The organism is Bacillus sp. UNC438CL73TsuS30 (genome assembly GCF_000482325.1).
GTDB lineage: Bacteria > Bacillota > Bacilli > Bacillales > Cytobacillaceae > Neobacillus.
Genome location: NZ_KI535295.1, coordinates 602,749 through 624,590, shown reverse-complemented (window position 1 = coordinate 624,590; position 21,842 = coordinate 602,749). Strand labels below are relative to the sequence as shown.

Sequence of the window (21,842 nt, the reverse complement as noted above, 5' to 3'; positions counted from 1 at the left end):
AAGAAATAACCATTTTCATACGAAAGAGGGAACAATTAAACATCATCTCGAAATCTTTCAACCAGTACGGGTTGAATCTGTTTTCCTTCAATTGCAGCTTCCACCGTTTCCATTAACATTGTCATTCTTGCTACCATTGAATTTGGTTTTTTAATCGGATCATCCTGTCCGTAAGGAATAAAATAAATGTGTTTGGTAGCCATCAGCCTCATTAAATTTACTCCATTTAAACCTAACGCATCATTCGTAGAAATTCCGAGCACAATCGGCTTAAGATTCCTAAGTGTTGCTTTAGCTGCCATTAAAACAGGACTGTCGTTCATAGCATTTGCGAATTTACTCATGGAAACCCCTGTTAACGGTGCGATGACCATACAATCAAGAGGCATTTTGGGTCCCAGCGGCTCTGCTTTAACAATGGAGTCGATGGCCTTATTACCGGTAAGGTCTTCTATCCTTTTGACCCAATCTTCGCCATTGCCAAAACGGGTGTCAGTACTTTTTACGGTATAGGACACTACCGGAACGACTTCGGCACCTGCTTGCACTAGTTTTTCAATTTCTGGGAATACAGCATCATACGTACAATGTGACCCTGTTAATCCAAAGCCAATTCTTTTTCCTTTTAAACTCATTTTTCTTTCCCCTTTCTATTTAATAGGTCATCCTGAAGTAATTGTGTCAGAACATCTGCGAGAATTAATCCAGCAGTCTTAGGAGCTACAATCCCTGGTAAACTTGGTGCGAGCAATGCCTTTATTCCCCGCTTTTCCGCATATCTAAAATCAGTTCCACCCGGTTTAGAGGCAATATCAATGATGAGTGTATGGGCAGGCAGCTTAGAAATGATTGCAGCACTTACCACTGGGTGCGGAATGGTATTGATTAATATATCGGTATCCGACACTTCTTTTACAAGATTACTTAAATGAAAAGGTGTTACGCCCATTTCTGTAATTCTTGCAAGATGTTCACTTTTTCGAGCACCGACCTTTACTTTCGCCCCTAGGGCATGAAAGGCTCGAGCAGTACTCATACCACATCTTCCTAGGCCCAAAACCGTTACATTTGATCCGTGAATCGTATAATCCGTATGCTGGATGGCCATCATAATCGTTCCTTCAACTGTAGGAATCGAATTATAGATAGCTACATCATCCCTTGAAAAAAGTTGGATAAGTCTTCTCTTCGATTTAGTTGTGATTTCATTTAAAAATGCATTACTTATCCCTGAATAGATCGTACAGTGTTCAGGTGTCTTCAAAAGCATATCTTCTGTCAAAATAACCTTCTCATTTGAAAAGATTGTTTCAACCTGTCCTTCTAAATTCGTACCGGGCACGGGTAAGATGAGGGCGTCTATAGTAGAAAAATCCACCTCATCTAACTTTTCCTTAACAGCACCAGTAAAGGCGTGATCAAGCTGTTCGAAGCCAATGAGCGATAATCTGGCATCTAACTCGGTTAACTTCCGGATAATTTCCAGCTGTCTTGCATCACCACCGATTACGGCTATCTGCATCCCTGTCAGCATGAAAACATTCACCTTCTTTTTAAAAAAATCCAATTCGGAAATCAGTTTCTTCTATTCACTTCAACATCTTATGTAGGAGAACATCAATCTGTGAGTTATTCATGATTAGTTCATAAAAAAAGCCCAAGCAAATATCCATTTGCTTGGGCTTTGAACCTGAGTTTACTTGTTTATTCATCCTCATTTTCAGGAATATCGATGATGATCATGTCTGTTCCAATCTTTTTAATATGATTCCATGGAACTCTAATTTCTTCTCCCTGTTTTCGAAAACCAAACCATTTGAGGGATGGGATGAGAAGAGCTTGAATTTGGCCTGTTCCCTCATTGATTTCAAGATCCGTTTGACCAAGAACTCCAAGTCGCTCCGCTTTTTTCACGTCAACAATTTCTTTTCCACTTAACTCACTCAGTCTCATCAATACGGACTCCCTTCACTGTCTATATTCTATTTTATAAGGGGAAGTCCAAGATTAGACTAAAAAAAAACAGTTCGAGTTCTCGAACTGTTTCTTTTTATTTTAGGCCCTTTGGAAATTCTCCATCAGGACTGATTAAGGAAACGGAATATTGATTAGTGAAAATGGACCTTGCCATTTCATCAGCGCTTTGCTTGGTTACTTGATCTATTTGTTCAATAATTTCATCCAATGAACGATGACGTTTTAACAATAATTCATTTTTCCCGTTACGGCTCATTCTGCTATTGGTGCTTTCCAAACTCAGCATCAAGCTTCCTTTTAATTGTTCCTTAGTATTCGTAATCTCTTTTTCGGTAATTCCATCTTGTTTTAACTTATCCAATGTTTCCTGAATGGTTTCAAATAATAAATCGAGCTGCTTAGCCCCTGTCCCCCCATATACTGTAACAATTCCACTATCTTGATAAGCGGAATGATAAGAGAAAACAGAATACGCTAACCCCCGCTGCTCACGGACTTCCTGAAACAATCTGCTGCTCATACTGCCGCCAAGAACGTTATTTACGATAATTAAACTATAGATGTCCTCGTGACCAATCTTTAATCCTTCAAAACCTAAACATAAATGGGCCTGCTCTGTTTCCTTTTTTCTAGAAATCTGATTCGAATGAAAAACAGGGGTATTTTCACGTGATTCATGGTTGCCGCCAGTGTAAGAGCCAAAATATTTTTCGACTTCACTAATAAACGCATCTGAAACATTACCAGCAATTGAAATGACAACATTTTCCGGAGTATAGCGTTCATGGATATATTCCTTTAGCTTTTCACCCGTAAACGTATTAAGTGTCTCTTCCGTTCCCAGGATTGGATAACCAAGCGAATGATCCTCGTATACGGCACGGCTTAATAAGTCATGAACGATATCATCAGGAGTATCTTCATACATTTTAATTTCCTCTAGGACAACATTTCTTTCTTTATTTAATTCTTCTTCCACGAAAGTTGAATTAAAAAACATGTCAGCTAATACATCTAAAGCAAATTTCGAGTGGGTATCAAGAACTTTGGCGTAATAACAAGTATATTCTTTTGAGGTAAATGCATTCACTTGACCGCCAATACTGTCAAAGGATTCAGCAATATCTTTTGCAGACCGTGTGGTTGTACCTTTAAAAAACATATGCTCTAAAAAGTGGGAAATCCCATTAATTTCAGGATGCTCATTCCTAGATCCGGTACCAATCCATACACCAATGGCTACAGACCTAACGGTAGGAATTTGTTCTAATACAATTCTTACTCCATTTTGACAAGTGTATCTATTTATCATCGAATTCCTCCTGATTATAACAGCTCAAAACCTCATTACTTATATTTTATGCTACTCTTCCGATGTTATTTCATTATTCTTTCCTCGCTCATTAACTCTGAAACAGTACCAATGGTTAGATTCTTTTTCTCAATTAAAGTAATGAGGCGGTCAAGAGATTTAGCAGTTGACTCGGTAGGGTGCATCAAAATCATCGAGCCGTTATCCACTTTACTTATTACACGATTAATAAGGGCATCTGGAGTTGGCTTTTGCCAGTCGACAGTATCGACGGTCCACATAACCGTTTTCATTTTTAACTGATTTGCCACCGTCACAGTCTCATTCCGGTAGCTTCCGCTAGGCGGAGCAAACCATTTGCATACTTCCCCAGTTGCCGCTTCAATGACTTCATTCGTTTTTATCATTTCCGCTCTTGTTTGCGAGGCAGTAAGTCTCTTCATATCCGGGTGGGAATAGGAGTGATTCCCCACTTCGTGACCGGCGTCAACGATCATTTTGGCCAGATCCGGATTCTTCTTCACCCAATTGCCCTCCAGAAAAAAGCTTGTGGTAACATGATGCCTTTTTAAGGTTGCAAGCATATCCGATAAAAATTCATTTCCCCATGCTACATTAATAATAAAGCTAACCATTGGTTTATCCGGATGGCCCTTATATATAGGTGAAGGCGGTAAATCCTTTAAGTGCACTTTCGGTGAAATCTGTGTAAAAACCAATTTCTTTTCATCAAATTGATTTTTACTTTTCATCTTTTTATAGGAGGCTGAAATATCAACCTTTAATCCATTATAACCTGGTATCGCCTTCCAAACTGGGTCAACTCTGGCATTGGAAGGTGGGACCTCATATGTAGGAGCATTTTTAACAATGCTTTCATAAAGAGGATTGGAATGTTGCTTTGAAACCATCATTGCAGAATCCTTCAGGGTATCTACATACGGATTTACAATTGGATTATTTACCGAGACCCATCCAGCCAAACAAATCAGCATAAATATAACCACTTTTTTCATCTTCCCGTTCCCCCTTCCATAAACATTATGAATAAAAGGGACAAGGTAGAACTAAAAGCGTAAGCGCCTTGGTCAGCCCCGACAAGTGCTGGAGGCACTGGCGGTGAAGTCGTTTTTTGACTTCATCGACAGGGCCGAAGCACCTCGAGGGGCTAGGCGCTGAAGCTGGACAATTCTCAAAGATATTTACAAAAGAAAGTCAGGGGGTTCCCCTGACTTTCTAATGTCTGGCAGCTTTGACAAGACCGGGGTTATCCATTATCGCTGCTCTTCAGCCTTTTCTTTCTGTTCCTTTAAAACAGCTTTCCGTGAAAGGTTTACGCGGCCTTGTTTATCAATTTCTGTTACCTTGACAAGTATTTCATCACCAATTTTTACAACATCTTCTACTTTTCCAACCCGCTCTTCTGCAAGTTCAGAAATATGGACTAATCCGTCTTTTCCGGCAAAAATTTCAACAAATGCACCAAATTTTTCAATCCGTTTTACTTTACCAAGGTACATTTGTCCGACCTCTACTTCACGGACAATATCTTCAATAATCTTTTTAGCCTTTTGATTCATTTCCTGATCTGCAGATGCAATAAAGATTGTTCCATCTTGCTCAATATCAATTTTAACGCCAGTTTCTTCAATAATTTTATTAATTTGCTTTCCACTTGGTCCAATAACATCACGGATTTTATCCGGGTTGATTGCCATCGTTAAAATTTTCGGAGCAAATTTTGATAACTCAGCTCTTGGTTCATTAATTGTTGCAAGCATGGAATCTAAAATTTGCATTCTTCCTTTTTTCGCCTGCTGAAGTGCCTCTTCTAAGATTTCACGGGATAGACCTTCAATCTTGATGTCCATTTGAAGAGCAGTTACCCCCTTAGAGGTTCCGGCCACTTTAAAGTCCATATCGCCAAGATGGTCTTCCATTCCTTGAATATCTGTCAAAACAGTGTAATGTTCTCCGGATTTTACTAGTCCCATTGCAATTCCTGCTACTGGTGCTTTAATCGGTACACCGGCATCCATCATCGCAAGAGTACTTGCACAAATACTTGCCTGTGAAGTAGAACCGTTGGATTCCAAAACTTCAGAAACCAGTCGAATCGTATATGGAAAATCCTTTTCATTCGGAACAATTGGTTCAAGTGCCCGTTCTCCCAATGCACCATGACCGATTTCGCGACGACCCGGGCCGCGAATCGGGCCAGTTTCTCCAACGCTAAAGGAAGGGAAATTATAATGATGCATAAAGCGTTTTTCTTCCTCAATACCTAAACCATCAAGTATTTGAACATCTCCCATTGCACCGAGTGTACAGATACTTAATGCCTGCGTCTGACCACGTGTAAATAAACCAGATCCATGCGTACGTGCAAGTAGCCCCACCTGAGAAGATAGTGGACGGATTTCATCAATTTTACGGCCATCTGGGCGAATCTTTTCCACAGTAATTAAGCGGCGAACTTCACCCTTAACAATTTTGTCAAGGATTTGCTTAACTTGTTTTAAATTCTCATCCGTTGCTTCCTGTTCTTCATATTTAGCTAAAACTTGTTTTTTCACTTCAGTTATCGCAGCTTCACGTGCGTGTTTTTCTTGAACTTGAATGGCATTAATCATATCTGCTTCACAGATTGCTCTGACTTCTGCTTCAAGTTCTTTATTAATTTCGTAAAGCGAAATTTGCATTTTTTCCTTGCCAATTTCTGCAGCAATTTTCTCTTGGAATTCAATTAAGCGTTTGATTTCATCATGTCCAAACATAATGGCTTCAAGCATCGTTTCCTCAGGTACTTCATTTGCACCCGCTTCAACCATGTTAATGGCATCCTTTGTACCGGCGACAGTTAAGTGGATGTCGCTCTGTTCAGATTGCTCAACAGTAGGATTAATTACGAATTCTCCATTGACACGGCCAACTACGACTCCCGCAATTGGACCCTCAAATGGAATATCAGATGTACTTAATGCCAATGATGAACCGAACATTGCTGCCATTTCAGTAGAACAGTTTTGATCCACACTCATTACAATACTGATAACTTGTACATCATTACGGAATCCGTCAGCAAATAATGGACGGATTGGACGGTCAATTAAGCGGCTGGCTAGAATCGCTTTCTCACTTGGACGGCCTTCCCTTTTAATAAAGCCCCCAGGAATCTTCCCAACTGCGTATAAACGTTCCTCGTAGTTTACAGTTAACGGAAAAAAGTCAAGGTTTTTTGGTTCCTTTGAAGCAGTTGCTGTACTTAGGACTGCTGTATCACCATAACGGACAAGGACAGCACCATTTGCTTGTTTTGCTAATTGTCCAATTTCGACAGTCAGCTTGCGGCCTGCCCACTCCATGGAATACTCATGTTTCGTATGTTCCATATTGTTACCCCTCTCAGGTCAAAAATCATTTCAGAGGATGATTCGAAAAATATTTTCGCTATAATCATCATTTTCCATATATAAAAAGCCGTAAAAAAGCTTATGTTAGAAATTTCAAATATAAGAATAGTATGCACATAATTTCGCGATTTTAAATATGTATAGAGGATTCTTTATTTTTGTACAATTCTAGAGCTTATCGGGACTGGTTAAGACGTTTCCAATTTTCTTTTAAAAAGCTAACAAAAAAGCGGGAAAAATCCCGCTTCTGTTGATTATCGACGAAGACCAAGCTTATTGATTAGCACACGGTAACGTTGAACATCTTTGTTACGTAGGTAAGATAAAAGATTACGACGCTTACCAACCATTTTCAACAAACCACGACGTGAGTGGTGATCTTTTTTGTGAGTACGTAAGTGCTCATTCAAATTGTTGATTGATTCAGTAAGGACAGCGATTTGAACCTCTGCAGATCCAGTATCGTTTTCATGAGTTTTATACTCAGCGATAATTTCATTTTTACGCTCTTGAGTGATTGCCATCCTAATTCACCTCCTAAAATATGAATCCCCTGTTACTGAGCAAGCGTCGGTGAATCGACTTGCCAAGCAAAGGTTTTTTAATACGTTAATAAGAATACAATGTTTCAGTCTAAAATGCAAGTGAAACCTTGATTTTAATGTAAGAAAGTGGTTGATTCACTACAATCTTCGGGGACTTTGTCGAATTTTTTAAAATAATTCAGTGCAGTTTGTTTATCTCTTTCAATTTGCGCTACCAATTCTTCAATACCCGAAAACTTTTGTTCTTTGCGAATAAATTGATGCCATTCAACCTTTACCTCTTTACCATAAATCATTTGATTAAATTCGAATAAATGAACCTCAACTGAGGGCTTTTTCGCTTCATTATTGAAAGTAGGTTTAATCCCGAGATTACATACCCCGTTGTACCACTTTCCATCTATCTTCATTCTCACCGAATAAACACCAAGCGGAGGTAATAGATATTCCTCCCCAACATCCACGTTCGCGGTAGGAAATCCAATTGTCCTTCCGCGTTTATCACCATGAATAACGGTTCCCGCCGTTGTATAGTTTCTTCCTAATAAATCGGGAAGCTCAGCTGTTCTCCCATCTTTTAATAAATTCCTTATTCGGGTCGAGCTCACCTTTTCTTCCTTTTTGGTTAGCTTTGGAATGACGGAAAAGGTGAATTGTCCTCTTGAATGGAAAGGGATGGTTTCCATTGTCCCTTTTCCCATTTTTCCGTATGTGAAGTCAAAACCCGCCACGACATGTTTAACATTTAAGTTTATTACATATTGGTCAATAAATTCTTGCGGAAGAAGGTTTGCAAATTCTGTAGTAAAATGAATAATAAATACATAATCAATCCCCATCTTTTCGAGGATGTAAATTTTTTCTGATAATGGTGTAATATAGTGGACATGCTGCTCAGATTTCCCCAACACCACGGATGGGTGTGGATCAAAAGTCATGACAGCGCTCTTCAAACCAAGTTCTTTCGCCTGTCTCATGGCTTCTAAAATTACTTGTTGATGGCCAAGGTGAACTCCGTCGAAATACCCGAGAGCCATTGATAATGGCGGTAACCCACTAATGTCTGTAAAATTAGGAAAATTAAGCTTCTTTACTTCCAATTGAAACTCACTCTTTCTATACCGTACCCTGATTAATCGTGATCATTTCTTAACACTTTAACTGGTTTCATAAGTCCGGGCTTGCCTGGATGCTCTGTATAGATAGCAAGTGCCTGTCCCTCCCCAGTTTCAGTGACTATAGGTCCGTTACTATTTTTTAGATGTTCTGGAATCGGTAAAATCGCACCATTCTTTACTTTCTCTGCTACTGTATCATTAATTACGTATTTCGGCAAATGGGAAAGTGCTGATTCCAAAGGCCTTAATATTTCTTTGATCCTTCCAGTTTCCATTAAGTTTCCTATTTCATCAAAAGTTAAACAATCTTCTAACGTATAGGTTGCTGATTGAATTCTTGTTAATTTTGACATATGGGATGGATATCCAAGTTTTTCACCGATTGTTACTGCCAGGGTTCGGATATAGGTTCCTTTGCTGCAACTTACTCGAAATCGAAAGGATATCGTGTCACCCGAAAATATTTCCCTGTCATCAAGAAGTTCAATGGATTTGATGAAAACCTTCCGGGTTGGCCGTTCTACTTCAATCCCTTTTCTGGCATATTCATAAAGGCGGACACCATCGACCTTAACCGCTGAAAACATTGGCGGGGTCTGCTCTATTTCACCAGACAGGGATTGTAGGACTTGAAGTATTTCTTCTCTTGGAATAGAACGGTTGACATTTTTCTCTTCAACTACTTCACCAGATGCATCCTCAGTTGTCGTTGAATACCCGATTGTTACTTCTCCCTCGTACGCTTTGCCGGCATCTGTGATATATTCTGCTACCTTCGTTGCCTTTCCAATACAAATTGGCAGGACTCCGGTTACATCCGGATCAAGCGTGCCTGTATGTCCAACCTTTTTTGTCTTTAATATCTTCCTTAATTTAAATACACAATCATGTGACGTCATTCCGGCTGGTTTAAATAATGGTAAAATACCTTCCAACAAATTCACTCCCTATCAAAAAATGGATAGACAAATGTCTATCCATCGATATCTACTCTTCATCATTTTTTTGAAGTGGTTTATCTTCATGGTGTAATTGATGAAGAAGGTTTTCAATTCGATTTCCGTAATCAATGGATTCATCGAATTCAAAGATGATTTCTGGTGTTTTGCGCAGTCGAATACGGTGGCCGATCTCTGTACGAATAAATCCTTTCGCTTTAGCCAGACCCTTTAATGTATTCTCCTTTTGTTCATCATCGCCTAATACGGATATATATACCTTTGCTTGTTGGAGATCCCCAGTAACCTGGACATCTGTTACCGTCACAAAACCAATCCGTGGATCTTTAATTTTACGTCCGATGATGTCACTCAGTTCTTTCTTCATTTGTTCTCCCACACGATTTGCTCTGTGGCTCATCACATTCACCTCTTAATCTAAAGCCATTCAATCTCGGTGATCGCTCTCTCTATCTCTGGGAACGAATCAACAAATCGTAACGCATTCTGTAGTTCCTGTTCGGTTGAAACTTTTGCCTGGGTAACCACAACAATGGCAATTTTTGTTCTTTGCCATACATCCTGGAAATCTACCTCTGAAACAGAAATATTAAATTTTTGCCTTAACCGAGTTAGGATTCGTTGCAGAACGGAACGTTTATCCTTTAATGAATGGGCATCGTAGATGATGCATTCACATACGGCTGAGCCGATGATCATTTCCGTTCTACTTCTTCCATTATATAGGCTTCAATGATATCTCCCTCTTTAACATCATTAAAGTTTTTAATGGTAATACCGCATTCATATCCTTGTGCAACTTCTTTTGCATCATCTTTAAAGCGTTTTAAGGCATCAATTTGCCCTTCAAAGATGACTACGCCGTTTCGAATTAAGCGAATGCCGCTATCGCGGGTGATTTTTCCATCCGTTACATATGAACCAGCAATCGTTCCTACTTTGGAAACCTTGAAGGTTTGGCGGACCTCAGCTTGACCAATAATCTTTTCTTCAAATTCTGGATCAAGCATTCCCTTCATGGCCGCTTCAATTTCTTCAATTACCTTATAAATAATACGGTGAAGGCGTACGTCAACATCCTCTGCCTCAGCAGCACGCTTTGCATTTGCATCTGGACGAACATTGAAACCAATCACAATCGCATTAGAAGCAGCAGCAAGCGTAATATCCGACTCGTTAATCGCTCCAGCACCACTGTGAATAATTTTGATATTAACGCCTTCTACATCGATTTTCATGAGTGAAGCGGCAACAGCTTCAGCTGAGCCCTGAACGTCGGCTTTGATAATGACATTCAAGTCCTTCATTTCACCCTGTTTTAATTGTTCAAATAAGTTTTCTAAGCTAACACGGGACTTTTCGCCACGATGTGCGGCAAGTGCCTGTTGTGCACGTGCTTCCCCAACCTGACGTGCCGTTTTTTCGTCGTCAAAAACAACAAAGCGATCTCCAGCTTGTGGAACATCGTTAAGCCCAGTAATTTCAACAGGAGTCGATGGGCCTGCCTCTTTGACACGGCGTCCTTTATCATTTACCATGGCCCGAACACGGCCAAAAGTGTTTCCTACAACAATCGGATCCCCGATTTTTAATGAACCGTTTTGAATCAGTAAGGTTGCAACAGATCCGCGGCCTTTATCCAATTGTGCCTCGATAACTGTACCTAAAGCCTTTCGGTTAGGATTCGCTTTATATTCCTCTACTTCACTGACAAGGAGAATCATTTCTAATAGATTATCGATTCCATCCCCTGTTTTTGCAGAAAGTGGTACAAAGATAGTATCCCCACCCCAAGCTTCTGAAACCAATCCGTGCTCTGTTAATTCCTGCATAACACGATCAGCATTCGCTGCTTCTTTATCCATTTTATTAACGGCAACGATAATTGGAACTTCAGCTGCCTTCGCATGGTTAATCGCCTCAACCGTTTGCGGCATTACACCGTCATCTGCAGCAACAACAAGGATTGTAATATCGGTAATTTTTGCACCACGTGCACGCATCGTTGTAAAAGCAGCGTGTCCCGGTGTATCTAAGAAGGTAATCTTCTTACCGTTTTCAACTACTTGATAAGCACCGATATGCTGGGTGATTCCACCTGCTTCTCCCTCGGTTACTTTTGTATTCCGGATAGAATCGAGTAAAGTTGTTTTACCATGGTCAACGTGTCCCATGATCGTAACAACCGCTGGTCTTTCTACAAGTTCTTCCGTTGGATCCTCTGTAAAATAAACCTCTAAATCGGTTGTATCGATTTTGATTTCCTCTTCAACCTCAACTCCATATTCACTTGCAATCAATTCAATCGCATCTTTATCTAATACTTGGTTGATTGTCGCCATAACACCAAGTAAAAAGAGCTTCTTGATGATTTCAGAAGGCTCACGGTATATTTTTTTAGCTAGCTCTCCAACAGTCAAAGATTCGCTAAAAGTAATTTTTGCCGGCAGCTCTTTTTCTTTCTTCTTTTGTGGCTGTGCTTGTTGAACAGGTGTATGGTTCTTTTTACGATTGTTATTATTATTGCGATTTTGATGATTATTAAAAGGTTTTTTATTATTACCTTTTCCTGAATTGAAAACTTTGTTTTCCTTTGATTGGAATTCTTGGTTTTGCTTTTTACCTTCAACCGTTTTTGGAGGAGAGACAACTTTTACCTTACTAGGAGCAGCATTTTTTGAGTCATCATCTTCAAAAGCCTTTGGACTTGTTTTACTCTGCACCTGTGGCTTCGCTCCCTGCTGTTGTGGTCTTTGATTTGAACGATTCTGCTGTTGCGGTTTTGTTTGTTTCTGTTGTGTATTGCTAGTGTTTTTATTAAAGGTTACGTCTAGTTTTACTATATCTGCATCTTCAATTGTTGCCATATGGTTAGAAACCTCTATATTCATTTCTTTTAATTTTGTAATTACATCTTTACTTGAAACATTATGTTTCTTTGCATATTCATAAACACGTATTTTACTCATTTTTTCACCCCCGCTAAAATTAATCGAGCAACGTTACCAGTTTTTTAGCAAATCCATCATCCAAAACAGCTACAACTACGCGGGCTTCTTTGCCAATTGCATGGCCAAGAAGATGACGATTTTCCACTATTTTCAATGGAACTTCATACGATTTACACTTGTCTGAAATTTTTTTGGTTGTATTTCCAGATGCATCTGCTGATAATAAAATGAGCTTTGCGCCTCCGCTCTGAATCTGTTTGACGGTAAGCTCCTCACCCGATGTGATCTTACGTGCTCGATTGGCTAAGCCAAGCAATGACATCCATTGTTGCTGGTTCATTTGGATAGTCTGTTCTCCTTCTCTATCAGCTCTAGTAGTTCTTCATACAATGATTCTTCTATAGAAACTTGTAGGTGGTTAGATAAGATGTTTTTCTTCTTGGCTTGAAGGACAGCTTCCTTGTCCTTTGAAAGATATGCACCTCTGCCTGATTTTTTCCCAGTCAGGTCAATGGAGACATCTCCTTCCTGTGAGCGAACGATGCGAACGAGTTCTTTTTTGGGCTTCATTTCACCTGTTGCCACACATTTACGCATTGGAACTTTTTTACGCGTGTTCACGATCATTCACCTCCACCAATTAATCTAATTCATCTTCGAATTCGAAATGATCGTCGTCAACTTGATCATCAAAAAGTCTGATTGTTTCTTCACGTGGATAAATCCCTAAATCACGTGCTTCGGTTTCTGATTTAATATCAATTTTCCAACCCGTTAACTTCGCTGCCAGTCTTGCGTTTTGACCGCGTTTACCAATTGCAAGGGAAAGTTGATAATCTGGGACAACCACTGTTGTTGCTTTATCCGCTTCATTTACCATTACATCCAAAACTTTAGAAGGACTTAAGGAATTTGCAACAAAGACAACAGGATCATCTGACCATTTCACAATATCAATTTTTTCACCTTTTAACTCATTCACAACTGCTTGAACCCGTGTTCCTTTTGGTCCGACACAAGAACCCACCGGATCAACCTCAGAATTATCGGAATGAACGGAAATTTTGGAACGATCTCCTGCCTCGCGGGCAACGGATTTAATTTCAACCGTTCCATCGTAGATCTCAGGTACTTCGATTTCAAACAAGCGCTTGAGCAATCCCGGATGTGTACGAGATACAAAGATTTGCGGTCCTTTTGTTGTTTTTTCAACCTTTGTAATAAATACCTTGATACGATCATGTGGTTTATAGCGTTCATTTGGCATTTGTTCGTTGACCGGAAGCAATGCTTCAATTTTGCCAAGGCTTACATAGATAAACTTAGAATCCAGTCTTTGAACGATACCTGTCATGATATCTTCTTCACGGTCAATAAATTCAGAATAAATAATACCTCTTTCAGCTTCTCTAACACGCTGTGTCACCACTTGCTTTGCTGTTTGAGCTGCAATTCTTCCAAAATCTTTAGGTGTTACTTCCATTTCAACTACATCTTCTACTTGGTAATTTGGATTAATTCTTCGTGCATCTTCAATTGAAATTTCAAGGCGCGGGTCAAATACTTGATCGACTACCTCTTTTCTAGCAAAAACCCTCATTGATCCTGATTGTAAATTCAAATCAATTCTCACATTTTGTGCCTGATTAAAATTACGGCGATATGCTGAGATAAGTGCCGCTTCAATCGCTTCGATTAAAACATCTCTGGAAATTCCTTTTTCTCTTTCCAGTATGGTAAGAGCATCTAATAGTTCGCTGCTCATTTTCTTGTATCCCCCTAACCTTTATTTAAATTTCTCAATTATGAAAAAGAAACAGCCAGTCGTGCATTTGCAATCTTTTCATAAGGAATTTCAATGTTTTTTTTGCGAGTTTTTATTTTTACCTCTATGATGACGGTCTGCCCATCAAACGCTTGTAATAGACCCTCAAAGCTTTTTTCACCATCAATAGGTTCATATGTTTTTATGAATACATTTTTTCCAATTGCTTTTTCAAAGTCCTTACTTTTTTTCAAAGGACGTTCAGCACCGGGTGAAGATACTTCAAGGAAATAATTATGGGGAATCGGATCCAATTCATCGAGTTTTTCACTAAGACGTTCACTCACTACTCCGCAGTCTTCAATATCGACTCCGAGATCTTTATCAATATATATGCGGAGAAACCAGCTTTTTCCTTCTTTTACATACTCAATCTCGACTAACTCTAAACCAAGTTCTTCCAGGATTGGTTCTGCCAGCTTTTCTACTACTTCAGTTACTTTGCTCATGCTTAACCTCCTTTTACCGACTTTTTTCACCCATATTATATGTAGTTCACGGAAAGTTTTATCAATTTACCCTATTTACAAACAAGAAAGAGTGGGTTGCCCCACTCCTTGATTCGAGAGTATTTCTTAGTATTTCCAATAAAACTATACCATAGTCAAGTTATATATGCAAACACGAAAGGCGGAAGCGCCTTGATCAGCCTCAGGCATAGCATAAGACGAGCCGGCGAGAAGGTCGCCCTTTACCTTCTTGACGGATCGGCTGTAGACCATCGAGGGGCTAGGCGCTGGAGCTAGACATCTAGAAAAGCGACAGCTGGTTTTGTTCTGGCAGGGATTCAAGGGCGCCTTGTTTGTCCAAATATTCAAGAATGGTCTTGGATACTTTACCGCGCTGCTGAAGGTCTTCTTTCGATAAAAATTCGCCTTCTTCCCTTGCCTTTACAATACTTAAAGCAACATTTGTTCCTAGACCAGGGATCGAATTAAACGGTGGAATTAATGAATCTCCCTCTATAATAAACTCTGAGGCGGAAGATTTGTATAAATCAATTTTCTTAAATGAAAATCCTCTTTCCGTCATTTCCAAAGCTAATTCGAGAACAGTCAAAAGGTTTTTCTCTTTATTTGACGCCTCAAGTCCCTTTGCATTGATTTCCTCAATTCTTGCCCGAATAGCTTCTGAACCGCGGGCCATTGCCTCCACATCGAAATCCTCAGCACGGACAGTGAAGTAGGCTGCGTAATAAAGAAGCGGCAGATGTACTTTAAAAAAGGCAATCCTAACGGCCATTAATACATATGCAGCAGCATGGGCTTTCGGGAACATATATTTGATTTTTTTGCAGGAATCAATGTACCATTCTGGCACTTCATTTTTGCGCATTTCTGCTTCCATTTCTTCACTTAAGCCTTTCCCTTTACGAACGGATTCCATAATTTTAAAAGCAAAAGACGGATCAAGTCCTTGGTAAATTAAATAGACCATTATATCATCACGACAGCCGATAACTTCACTAAGTGTACAAGTTCGATTATGAATTAGTTCTTGGGCATTTCCCAACCATACATCTGTTCCGTGGGATAGACCAGAAATTTGAACAAGTTCAGAAAAGGTTGTTGGTTTTGTATCTTCAAGCATTTGCCGAACGAATCTTGTTCCAAATTCCGGGATCCCCAATGTGCCGGTTTTACACATGATTTGCTGCTCGGTTACCCCGAGTGATTCGGTTCCACTAAAAATTTTCATCACTTCCGGATCATCAGTCGGAATCGTTTTTGGGTCGATTCCACTTAGGTCTTGCAGCATCCTGATTACGGTTGGATCGTCGTGTCCGAGTATATCAAGCTTTAGGACATTATCATGGATAGAGTGGAAATCAAAATGGGTCGTTTTCCATTCAGAATTTTTATCATCCGCTGGGAATTGTATCGGCGAAAAATCATACACATCCATATAATCAGGGATAACAATGATCCCCCCCGGGTGCTGTCCCGTTGTTCTTTTGACTCCTGTGCACCCGGAGGCTAATCTTTCTACCTCTGCTCCCCGTATTTGTAGATTATTATCCTGTTGATAAGCTTTTACATAACCAAATGCTGTCTTATCAGCAACCGTTCCGATTGTTCCGGCACGATAAACATACTCTTCACCAAATAAAACCTTTGTATAATTATGGGCACGTGGCTGATATTCCCCTGAGAAGTTCAAGTCAATATCTGGAACCTTATCCCCTTTAAAGCCAAGGAAAGTTTCGAACGGAATATCATGTCCATCCTTGCGATATTTTCCGCCGCATTGCGGACAATCCTTATCAGGTAAATCAAATCCAGAACCAACTGAACCATCATTAAAAAACTCGGAATGCTTACAGGATGGACAAATGTAATGTGGTGGTAATGGATTAACCTCTGTTATTTCCGTCATGGTGGCAACCAATGATGAGCCAACAGAACCACGGGAACCTACAAGATAGCCATCATCGAGCGATTTTTTTACGAGCTTATGAGAAATTAAATAAATGACTGCAAACCCGTGACCAATAATACTTTTTAATTCCTTTTCTAAGCGCGCCTCAACAATCTCCGGAAGTGTATCCCCATAGATTTTTCTAGCCATTGCATAGCTCATCTCTCGCATCTCTTCATCGGCACCCTCGATTTTCGGGGTATATAAATCATCCTTGATTGGTTTAATAACCTCGATCATATCAGCAATTTTATTTGTATTGGTGACAACAATTTCCTTAGCCTTTTCAGCCCCCAAAAATGAAAAAGCATCGAGCATTTCATTGGTTGTCCTAAAGTGAACATCTGGCAGCTGATGGCGGTTGAGCGGATTCGCGCCGCCTTGAGAGTTGATTAATATTTTTCGATAAATTTTATCGTTTTCGTTTAAATAATGAACGTTTCCGGTTGCGACTACTGGAATCCCCAGTTTATCCCCCAGCTTCACAATGTTTCCGATAATTTCTTCAAGGGCCTTTTCATTTTTGATTAATTCCATTTCTAACATCGGAGCATACACCGGTTTTGGCATAACCTCAAGATAATCATAAAAATGAGCAAAGGCTTCAACTTCTTCAGGAGATTTTTGCATCATTCCCTCAAAAACCTCTCCTTTATTGCATGCGGAACCAACTAAAATGCCTTCTCGATATTTTTGAAGTACTGACCGCGGTAATCGAGGAACCCTGTAATAATACTCAATATGCGATATCGAAACTAATTTAAATAAATTCTTTAATCCCACTTCATTTTGAGCGAGTAGGGTGCAGTGATATGGACGTGCTCTTTGATAAGCATTCCCTTTCCCCATGTTGTCATTGAACTGATCATGGTATTCAATACCCTTTTCAAGTGAATCCTTAAGCATTTTTAACAATAAGTAGCCTGTGGCTTCTGCATCATAAATAGCGCGGTGGTGCTGCGTTAATTCAATATCAAACTTTTTAGCAAGCGTATTTAACCGGTGATTTTTTAGTTCAGGATAAAGAAAACGACCAAGTTCAAGCGTGTCAATTACCGGGTTTTTTGCTTTTTCAATGCCAATATTTTTGTAGCCGACATTCAAGAAACCCATATCAAAGGATGCATTATGTGCGACGAGAACAGCATCTCCAACCCAGTCATGGAAACTTCGGATTACTTCTGCCACCTCTGGTGCATTTTCTACCATGTCATCCGTAATACCGGTCAAATTAATTGTAGTAGCTGATAAACGGTGATGGGGATTTGCAAATGACTCAAAGCGGTCAATAATTTCTCCATCTCGTATTTTTACCGCAGCAAGCTCGATAATCGTATCATAAACAGCTGAAAGCCCTGTAGTTTCTACGTCAAAAATTACGTAGGTATCATCAGCCAGAAGCCGATGTGCGCCATTATAAGCAATCGGTACTCCGTCATCAATTAGATTGGCTTCAATTCCATATAGAATTTTAATATCATTTTTTTTACCGGCACCAAATGCTTCCGGAAAAGATTGAGCAACCGCATGATCGGTAACCGCAATTGCTTTGTGCCCCCATTTTTTCGCCTGAGCAATAAGGGTGCTAACAGGAGTAACTGCATCCATTTGGCTCATCGGGGTATGAAGATGGAGTTCTACACGCTTCTCATTCTCCGGAGCAGTGTCTTTACGGCCTGCTGGGTTTATTTCATTTATATCGTTCCCAATCATCACAAGATCCCGGACGAATGTATCATTTTGAATACTTCCTCTAACCTTCACCCACATTCCTTTTTTTACATGCTGAAATAGGGAAGCATCCTCTTTATCTCTTGAGAACATTTTGACCATGATAGAACTTGTATAGTCAGTAATTTTAAAGGTAAGCAGGGTACGGCCGCTCCTAAGTTCTCTCGTTTCGGCATCGAAAATATATCCTTGGACAGTTACTCTTCTTTCTTCGTCCACGATATCAATCATTGTGCGATAATCCTGATCATCCTTAATCGTAAGACCAATTGTAAGCGGGCCTTGCGGAATATCACCGCCAGATTCTTTTTCCGCTTCCTTCTTCTGTAACTCTATGAGTGCTTGAAGACCGCGTTCCTGATCTTCCTTCTGTTTAGCCAGTAAAAATTGTTCATATTCATCATTCTTTTCTGCACTTTGGACTGTTGTGTCAATTGTTAGAACAGGAAAGCCAAAGGATTGATAAATTTTACTGATCACTCCTCCATATTTCCGTGACAGTGCAAGACCCTCTGTTTCATTTCGTACAGAAACTGATACTTTATTCCCATTAATCGTAGGGATTTGTTCATTTAATAGCTTTAATAGAGGCGGAGCAATACCGTCAATCTGCTGGATACAATGGTTCCAGTACTCTAATAATAAGTCCGGTGAAAAAGTTTGCTCGGCAACATTTATCTCATACGAAATACGGGCAATATTTGAAAATGTTCTTTCCAATTGGGTAGTAAAGCGGATATATACATTGTAGGGAAGGATTTTTTCTAATAGAAATTGAAAATGCCACTTACGGGCTTTTTTTTCGACGATTAGTTTTTCAATTTGTGCGTTTGGAAATTGTGCTACCACAGCATCTTCTTGCATTTGCAGCTGTTGGAGCAAGAGTAAGAATCGCTCTTTATTGCCTAAGGCATTTTCGCTCATCATTCTCTCTCCCATCTATCTTTAATCTCTAGTCACTTTAATTCAAATAATAATTATATCATATCAACCAAGTTGATTCGTCTTTATTCGACAGGAAACTTCAGCTAATTTTAGTCAAAAAAGAAAGGTACCCCTAAAAGGTACCTAGAATACTTTATAAGAAAAATCGTTGGATATCGTTCCAAGTTACAACTAGCATTAAAAGCATTAGCAGAGCGAATCCAATAAAGTGAACCATCCCTTCTTTTTGACGGTCGATTGGTTTCCCTCTAAGTGCTTCAACTGCAAAAAACATTAATCTTCCACCGTCAAGTGCCGGTATTGGCAGTAAATTCATTATGCCTAAATTTATACTTAAGATTCCTGCCCATTTCATTAGATAATAGATGCCTGATTTCGCAACCGTATCGGTAGCTTGATAAATACCTACTGGACCAGAAAGCATATTAATTGAAAATTGACCAGTAAGCAATTTTCCAAGCATCGTGATGATTTGCATTGTCCAGGTATACGTATCTTTAACCCCGGCCGAAATGGCTTGAATTGGTGATTTTTCAACAGGGCTATATACACCAATTAATCCCATTTTCTTTCCATCAACCGTTTTTTCAATTGGCGTTACTTGCACATCCATTTCTTTTCCATCGCGGGTAATTGTAAAATCTAATTTTTTATTCGGGCTATTTCGAATGATTTCTACCACATCAGCCCAACTGGTAACCTCTGCACCATTTATACTTTGGACCACATCTCCCTTGTGAAGCCCTGCAGCTTTTGCGGCCCCATCAGTAGTAATTTCACCTAATTTAGGATCATTAGTAGGAACCCCTTGTAATAGGGCAATGACAATAAAAATGATAAAAGCGAGAACAAAATTCATCATTGGCCCTGCAAAAATGGCCATTGTTCTTTGCCATAATGTTTTTGATCCAAATTGGCGATCAAGTGGAGCTATCTGAGATTCGATTCCATTTTCAACAATCATTGCTTTTGGATGAATCATAAAGGTCTTTAGTTGGTCATCCTCATCATCTGGATACCCCTTGATGATCAAATCTTTTTCAATATCAGCATATTCAACTTCAATGATCCGGCAATCAGGAAACTTTTCTTTTTTATTAAAAATAATTTTATTTACTGTTTCATCTTTATCAAACAATAAGCCAATACGGTATCCAGGCTTGATTTCAACCATTTCAGGATCCTCACCTGCCATACGGACAAATCCTCCAATAGGAAGCAAGCGAATGGTATAGGTTGTTTCTCCTTTTTTATGTGAAAAAACCTTCGGGCCGAAGCCAATTGCAAATTCCCGGCAAAGAATACCTGCTCGTTTTGCAAAAATTAAGTGACCCAATTCATGAAAAAAGACAAGTGCGCCAAAGATTACAATAAAGGCTATAACTGTCGTCAATAGTAAAACCACCTTTTATCAGGATAAGGAAGTAACTTTTAACTTCGATAAATGTCGAGCTAAAGCGCCCTTGGCGCTCGGAGCTTTCCTTATAGAAGTGAACGTACATATTGTCTCGTTTCTTTGTCGACCTCTTGGATATCAGTTAAACTTGGTTGTGCCATCGTTTGATGAGCGTGTATTGCTTTTTCAATCAAATCTTCAATTTGCAAGAAACGAATTTTCCCTTCCAAAAACGCTGCAACTGCCACTTCATTCGCAGCGTTCAAGGCAGTTGGCATTGTTCCGCCCTCTTTTCCGGCATGATAGGCGAATCTTAGACAGCGGAAGCGATCTTGATCCATTTCCTGAAAATGCAGTTTGCCAATTTGCGCTAAGTCTAGTCGTTTTGCTGACGGGAGCTGAGCGCGTTCCGGATAGGTAAGAGCATATTGGATAGGCACCCTCATATCCGGCGTTCCCAACTGGGCGATAATGCTGCTATCATGAAATTCAACCATTGAATGAATAATACTCTCTTTGTGAAGCAGAACATCGATTTTCTCATATGGCATATCAAATAGCCAGTGTGCCTCAATTACTTCTAAACCTTTATTCATCATTGTGGCCGAGTCGATGGTAATTTTTGCACCCATTGACCAGTTTGGATGATTTAAAGCATCATTAACCGTAACATTTTCTAATTCCGCACGCGAGCGATCACGGAAACTTCCGCCAGATGCTGTTAAAATTAATCTTTCTATATTTTTATGTTTTTCTCCTTGTAGTGCTTGAAAAATAGCAGAGTGTTCGCTATCGACAGGAAGTAGACTAACATTATTTTTCCTCACAGCATCCATGACTAGATGTCCGGCTGTAACAAGTGTTTCCTTATTGGCAATTGCAATGACCTTCCCAGTTTCAATTGCTTGTAATGTCGGGTTTAGTCCAACGCTCCCGAGCACCGCATTTACAAGAATTTCTGCTTTTTCATAGATAGCAACCTCAATTAAACCTTCGTGCCCAAATGTAAATTTTGTATTTGGAAACTCAGTATTTAAGGTTGCGCAGTCTTGATAATCCTGTACCGAAACAAGCTGTGGCTTGAATTCATGGATGAACTTTCTTGCCAAGTCAATATTCTTTCCAACAGACATTGCACCTAGCTGAAAGGTATCAGGATGCTCGCGAATAATATCTAGAGTCTGGGTGCCAATGGATCCTGTGGCACCCAGTAGGCTAATTATTTTCAACTATATTCAACTCCCAAAAAATA

General features: G+C 39.6%; 19 protein-coding genes. All 19 read right to left on the bottom strand.

From position 1 onward, the window contains the following. Positions 1 to 35: 35 nt before the first annotated feature. Positions 36 to 635: a dipicolinate synthase subunit B gene (locus M028_RS0116840; RefSeq protein WP_026574898.1), complete on the bottom strand. Its 600-nt coding sequence runs from the start codon at positions 633 to 635 to the stop codon at positions 36 to 38. After that, positions 632 to 1,534, bottom strand: coding sequence for a dipicolinic acid synthetase subunit A (gene dpaA, locus M028_RS0116835; protein ID WP_026574897.1), 903 nt, complete (start codon positions 1,532 to 1,534; stop codon positions 632 to 634). The genes M028_RS0116840 and dpaA overlap by 4 nt, the downstream gene beginning before the upstream one ends. 170 nt (positions 1,535 to 1,704) lie before the next feature. After that, complete coding sequence (locus tag M028_RS0116830; RefSeq protein ID WP_026574896.1) at positions 1,705 to 1,953, bottom strand: YlmC/YmxH family sporulation protein; 249 nt, start codon at positions 1,951 to 1,953, stop codon at positions 1,705 to 1,707. A 97-nt stretch (positions 1,954 to 2,050) separates the two neighbouring features. After that, complete coding sequence (locus M028_RS0116825; RefSeq protein WP_026574895.1) at positions 2,051 to 3,289, bottom strand: M16 family metallopeptidase; 1,239 nt, start codon at positions 3,287 to 3,289, stop codon at positions 2,051 to 2,053. A gap of 65 nt (positions 3,290 to 3,354) precedes the next feature. Then, positions 3,355 to 4,305 (bottom strand): polysaccharide deacetylase family protein, encoded by a 951-nt coding sequence (locus M028_RS0116820; protein ID WP_026574894.1) that lies wholly within the window; start codon positions 4,303 to 4,305, stop codon positions 3,355 to 3,357. Positions 4,306 to 4,563: 258 nt separating this feature from the next. Beyond that, positions 4,564 to 6,681, bottom strand: coding sequence for a polyribonucleotide nucleotidyltransferase (gene pnp, locus M028_RS0116815; protein ID WP_026574893.1), 2,118 nt, complete (start codon positions 6,679 to 6,681; stop codon positions 4,564 to 4,566). Between the two features lie 275 nt (positions 6,682 to 6,956). Beyond that, entirely contained in the window at positions 6,957 to 7,226 is a 270-nt protein-coding gene (gene rpsO, locus M028_RS0116810; RefSeq protein WP_026574892.1) for a 30S ribosomal protein S15, read from the bottom strand. 134 nt (positions 7,227 to 7,360) lie between these two features. Then, positions 7,361 to 8,347, bottom strand: a complete 987-nt coding sequence (gene ribF / locus M028_RS30265; RefSeq protein ID WP_051591077.1) for a bifunctional riboflavin kinase/FAD synthetase — start codon at positions 8,345 to 8,347, stop codon at positions 7,361 to 7,363. 32 nt (positions 8,348 to 8,379) lie between these two features. Further along, complete coding sequence (truB, locus tag M028_RS0116800; RefSeq protein ID WP_026574891.1) at positions 8,380 to 9,300, bottom strand: tRNA pseudouridine(55) synthase TruB; 921 nt, start codon at positions 9,298 to 9,300, stop codon at positions 8,380 to 8,382. Between the two features lie 52 nt (positions 9,301 to 9,352). Next, complete coding sequence (rbfA, locus tag M028_RS0116795) at positions 9,353 to 9,724, bottom strand: 30S ribosome-binding factor RbfA (RefSeq protein WP_026574890.1); 372 nt, start codon at positions 9,722 to 9,724, stop codon at positions 9,353 to 9,355. Between the two features lie 17 nt (positions 9,725 to 9,741). After that, entirely contained in the window at positions 9,742 to 10,023 is a 282-nt protein-coding gene (locus M028_RS0116790) for a DUF503 domain-containing protein (RefSeq protein WP_026574889.1), read from the bottom strand. After that, the gene (gene infB, locus M028_RS0116785; protein WP_026574888.1) at positions 10,020 to 12,293 is read right to left on the bottom strand and encodes a translation initiation factor IF-2; all 2,274 of its coding nucleotides are present in this window, start codon (positions 12,291 to 12,293) and stop codon (positions 10,020 to 10,022) included. Before infB ends, M028_RS0116790 begins: the two co-directional genes overlap by 4 nt. Before the next feature lie 19 nt (positions 12,294 to 12,312). Then, positions 12,313 to 12,615: a YlxQ family RNA-binding protein gene (locus tag M028_RS0116780; protein ID WP_026574887.1), complete on the bottom strand. Its 303-nt coding sequence runs from the start codon at positions 12,613 to 12,615 to the stop codon at positions 12,313 to 12,315. After that, positions 12,612 to 12,896 (bottom strand): RNase P modulator RnpM, encoded by a 285-nt coding sequence (rnpM, locus tag M028_RS0116775; protein ID WP_026574886.1) that lies wholly within the window; start codon positions 12,894 to 12,896, stop codon positions 12,612 to 12,614. The genes M028_RS0116780 and rnpM overlap by 4 nt, the downstream gene beginning before the upstream one ends. A gap of 19 nt (positions 12,897 to 12,915) precedes the next feature. Beyond that, positions 12,916 to 14,040, bottom strand: a complete 1,125-nt coding sequence (nusA, locus tag M028_RS0116770; RefSeq protein WP_026574885.1) for a transcription termination factor NusA — start codon at positions 14,038 to 14,040, stop codon at positions 12,916 to 12,918. Positions 14,041 to 14,078: 38 nt separating this feature from the next. Further along, complete coding sequence (gene rimP / locus M028_RS0116765) at positions 14,079 to 14,549, bottom strand: ribosome maturation factor RimP (RefSeq protein WP_026574884.1); 471 nt, start codon at positions 14,547 to 14,549, stop codon at positions 14,079 to 14,081. Positions 14,550 to 14,850: 301 nt separating this feature from the next. Further along, a complete protein-coding gene (locus tag M028_RS0116760) occupies positions 14,851 to 19,173 on the bottom strand; it encodes a PolC-type DNA polymerase III (protein WP_026574883.1) in 4,323 nt (1,440 codons plus the stop codon). A 154-nt stretch (positions 19,174 to 19,327) separates the two neighbouring features. Beyond that, positions 19,328 to 20,587: an RIP metalloprotease RseP gene (rseP, locus tag M028_RS0116755; RefSeq protein ID WP_026574882.1), complete on the bottom strand. Its 1,260-nt coding sequence runs from the start codon at positions 20,585 to 20,587 to the stop codon at positions 19,328 to 19,330. A gap of 89 nt (positions 20,588 to 20,676) precedes the next feature. Further along, positions 20,677 to 21,819: a 1-deoxy-D-xylulose-5-phosphate reductoisomerase gene (dxr, locus tag M028_RS0116750; RefSeq protein WP_026574881.1), complete on the bottom strand. Its 1,143-nt coding sequence runs from the start codon at positions 21,817 to 21,819 to the stop codon at positions 20,677 to 20,679. Positions 21,820 to 21,842: the final 23 nt, after the last annotated feature.

Coding starts and splice junctions, on each gene's coding strand:
- M028_RS0116790 (WP_026574889.1), bottom strand. CDS start 10,023: ATGATCATCGGCTCAGCCGTATGTGAATGCATCATCTACGATGCCCAT.
- pnp (WP_026574893.1), bottom strand. CDS start 6,681: ATGGAACATACGAAACATGAGTATTCCATGGAGTGGGCAGGCCGCAAG.
- rpsO (WP_026574892.1), bottom strand. CDS start 7,226: ATGGCAATCACTCAAGAGCGTAAAAATGAAATTATCGCTGAGTATAAA.
- rbfA (WP_026574890.1), bottom strand. CDS start 9,724: ATGAGCCACAGAGCAAATCGTGTGGGAGAACAAATGAAGAAAGAACTG.
- nusA (WP_026574885.1), bottom strand. CDS start 14,040: ATGAGCAGCGAACTATTAGATGCTCTTACCATACTGGAAAGAGAAAAA.
- M028_RS0116830 (WP_026574896.1), bottom strand. CDS start 1,953: ATGAGACTGAGTGAGTTAAGTGGAAAAGAAATTGTTGACGTGAAAAAA.
- M028_RS0116825 (WP_026574895.1), bottom strand. CDS start 3,289: ATGATAAATAGATACACTTGTCAAAATGGAGTAAGAATTGTATTAGAA.
- dpaA (WP_026574897.1), bottom strand. CDS start 1,534: ATGCTGACAGGGATGCAGATAGCCGTAATCGGTGGTGATGCAAGACAG.
- infB (WP_026574888.1), bottom strand. CDS start 12,293: ATGAGTAAAATACGTGTTTATGAATATGCAAAGAAACATAATGTTTCA.
- rimP (WP_026574884.1), bottom strand. CDS start 14,549: ATGAGCAAAGTAACTGAAGTAGTAGAAAAGCTGGCAGAACCAATCCTG.
- M028_RS0116760 (WP_026574883.1), bottom strand. CDS start 19,173: ATGAGCGAAAATGCCTTAGGCAATAAAGAGCGATTCTTACTCTTGCTC.
- M028_RS0116820 (WP_026574894.1), bottom strand. CDS start 4,305: ATGAAAAAAGTGGTTATATTTATGCTGATTTGTTTGGCTGGATGGGTC.
- M028_RS0116840 (WP_026574898.1), bottom strand. CDS start 635: ATGAGTTTAAAAGGAAAAAGAATTGGCTTTGGATTAACAGGGTCACAT.
- M028_RS0116780 (WP_026574887.1), bottom strand. CDS start 12,615: ATGAACCAGCAACAATGGATGTCATTGCTTGGCTTAGCCAATCGAGCA.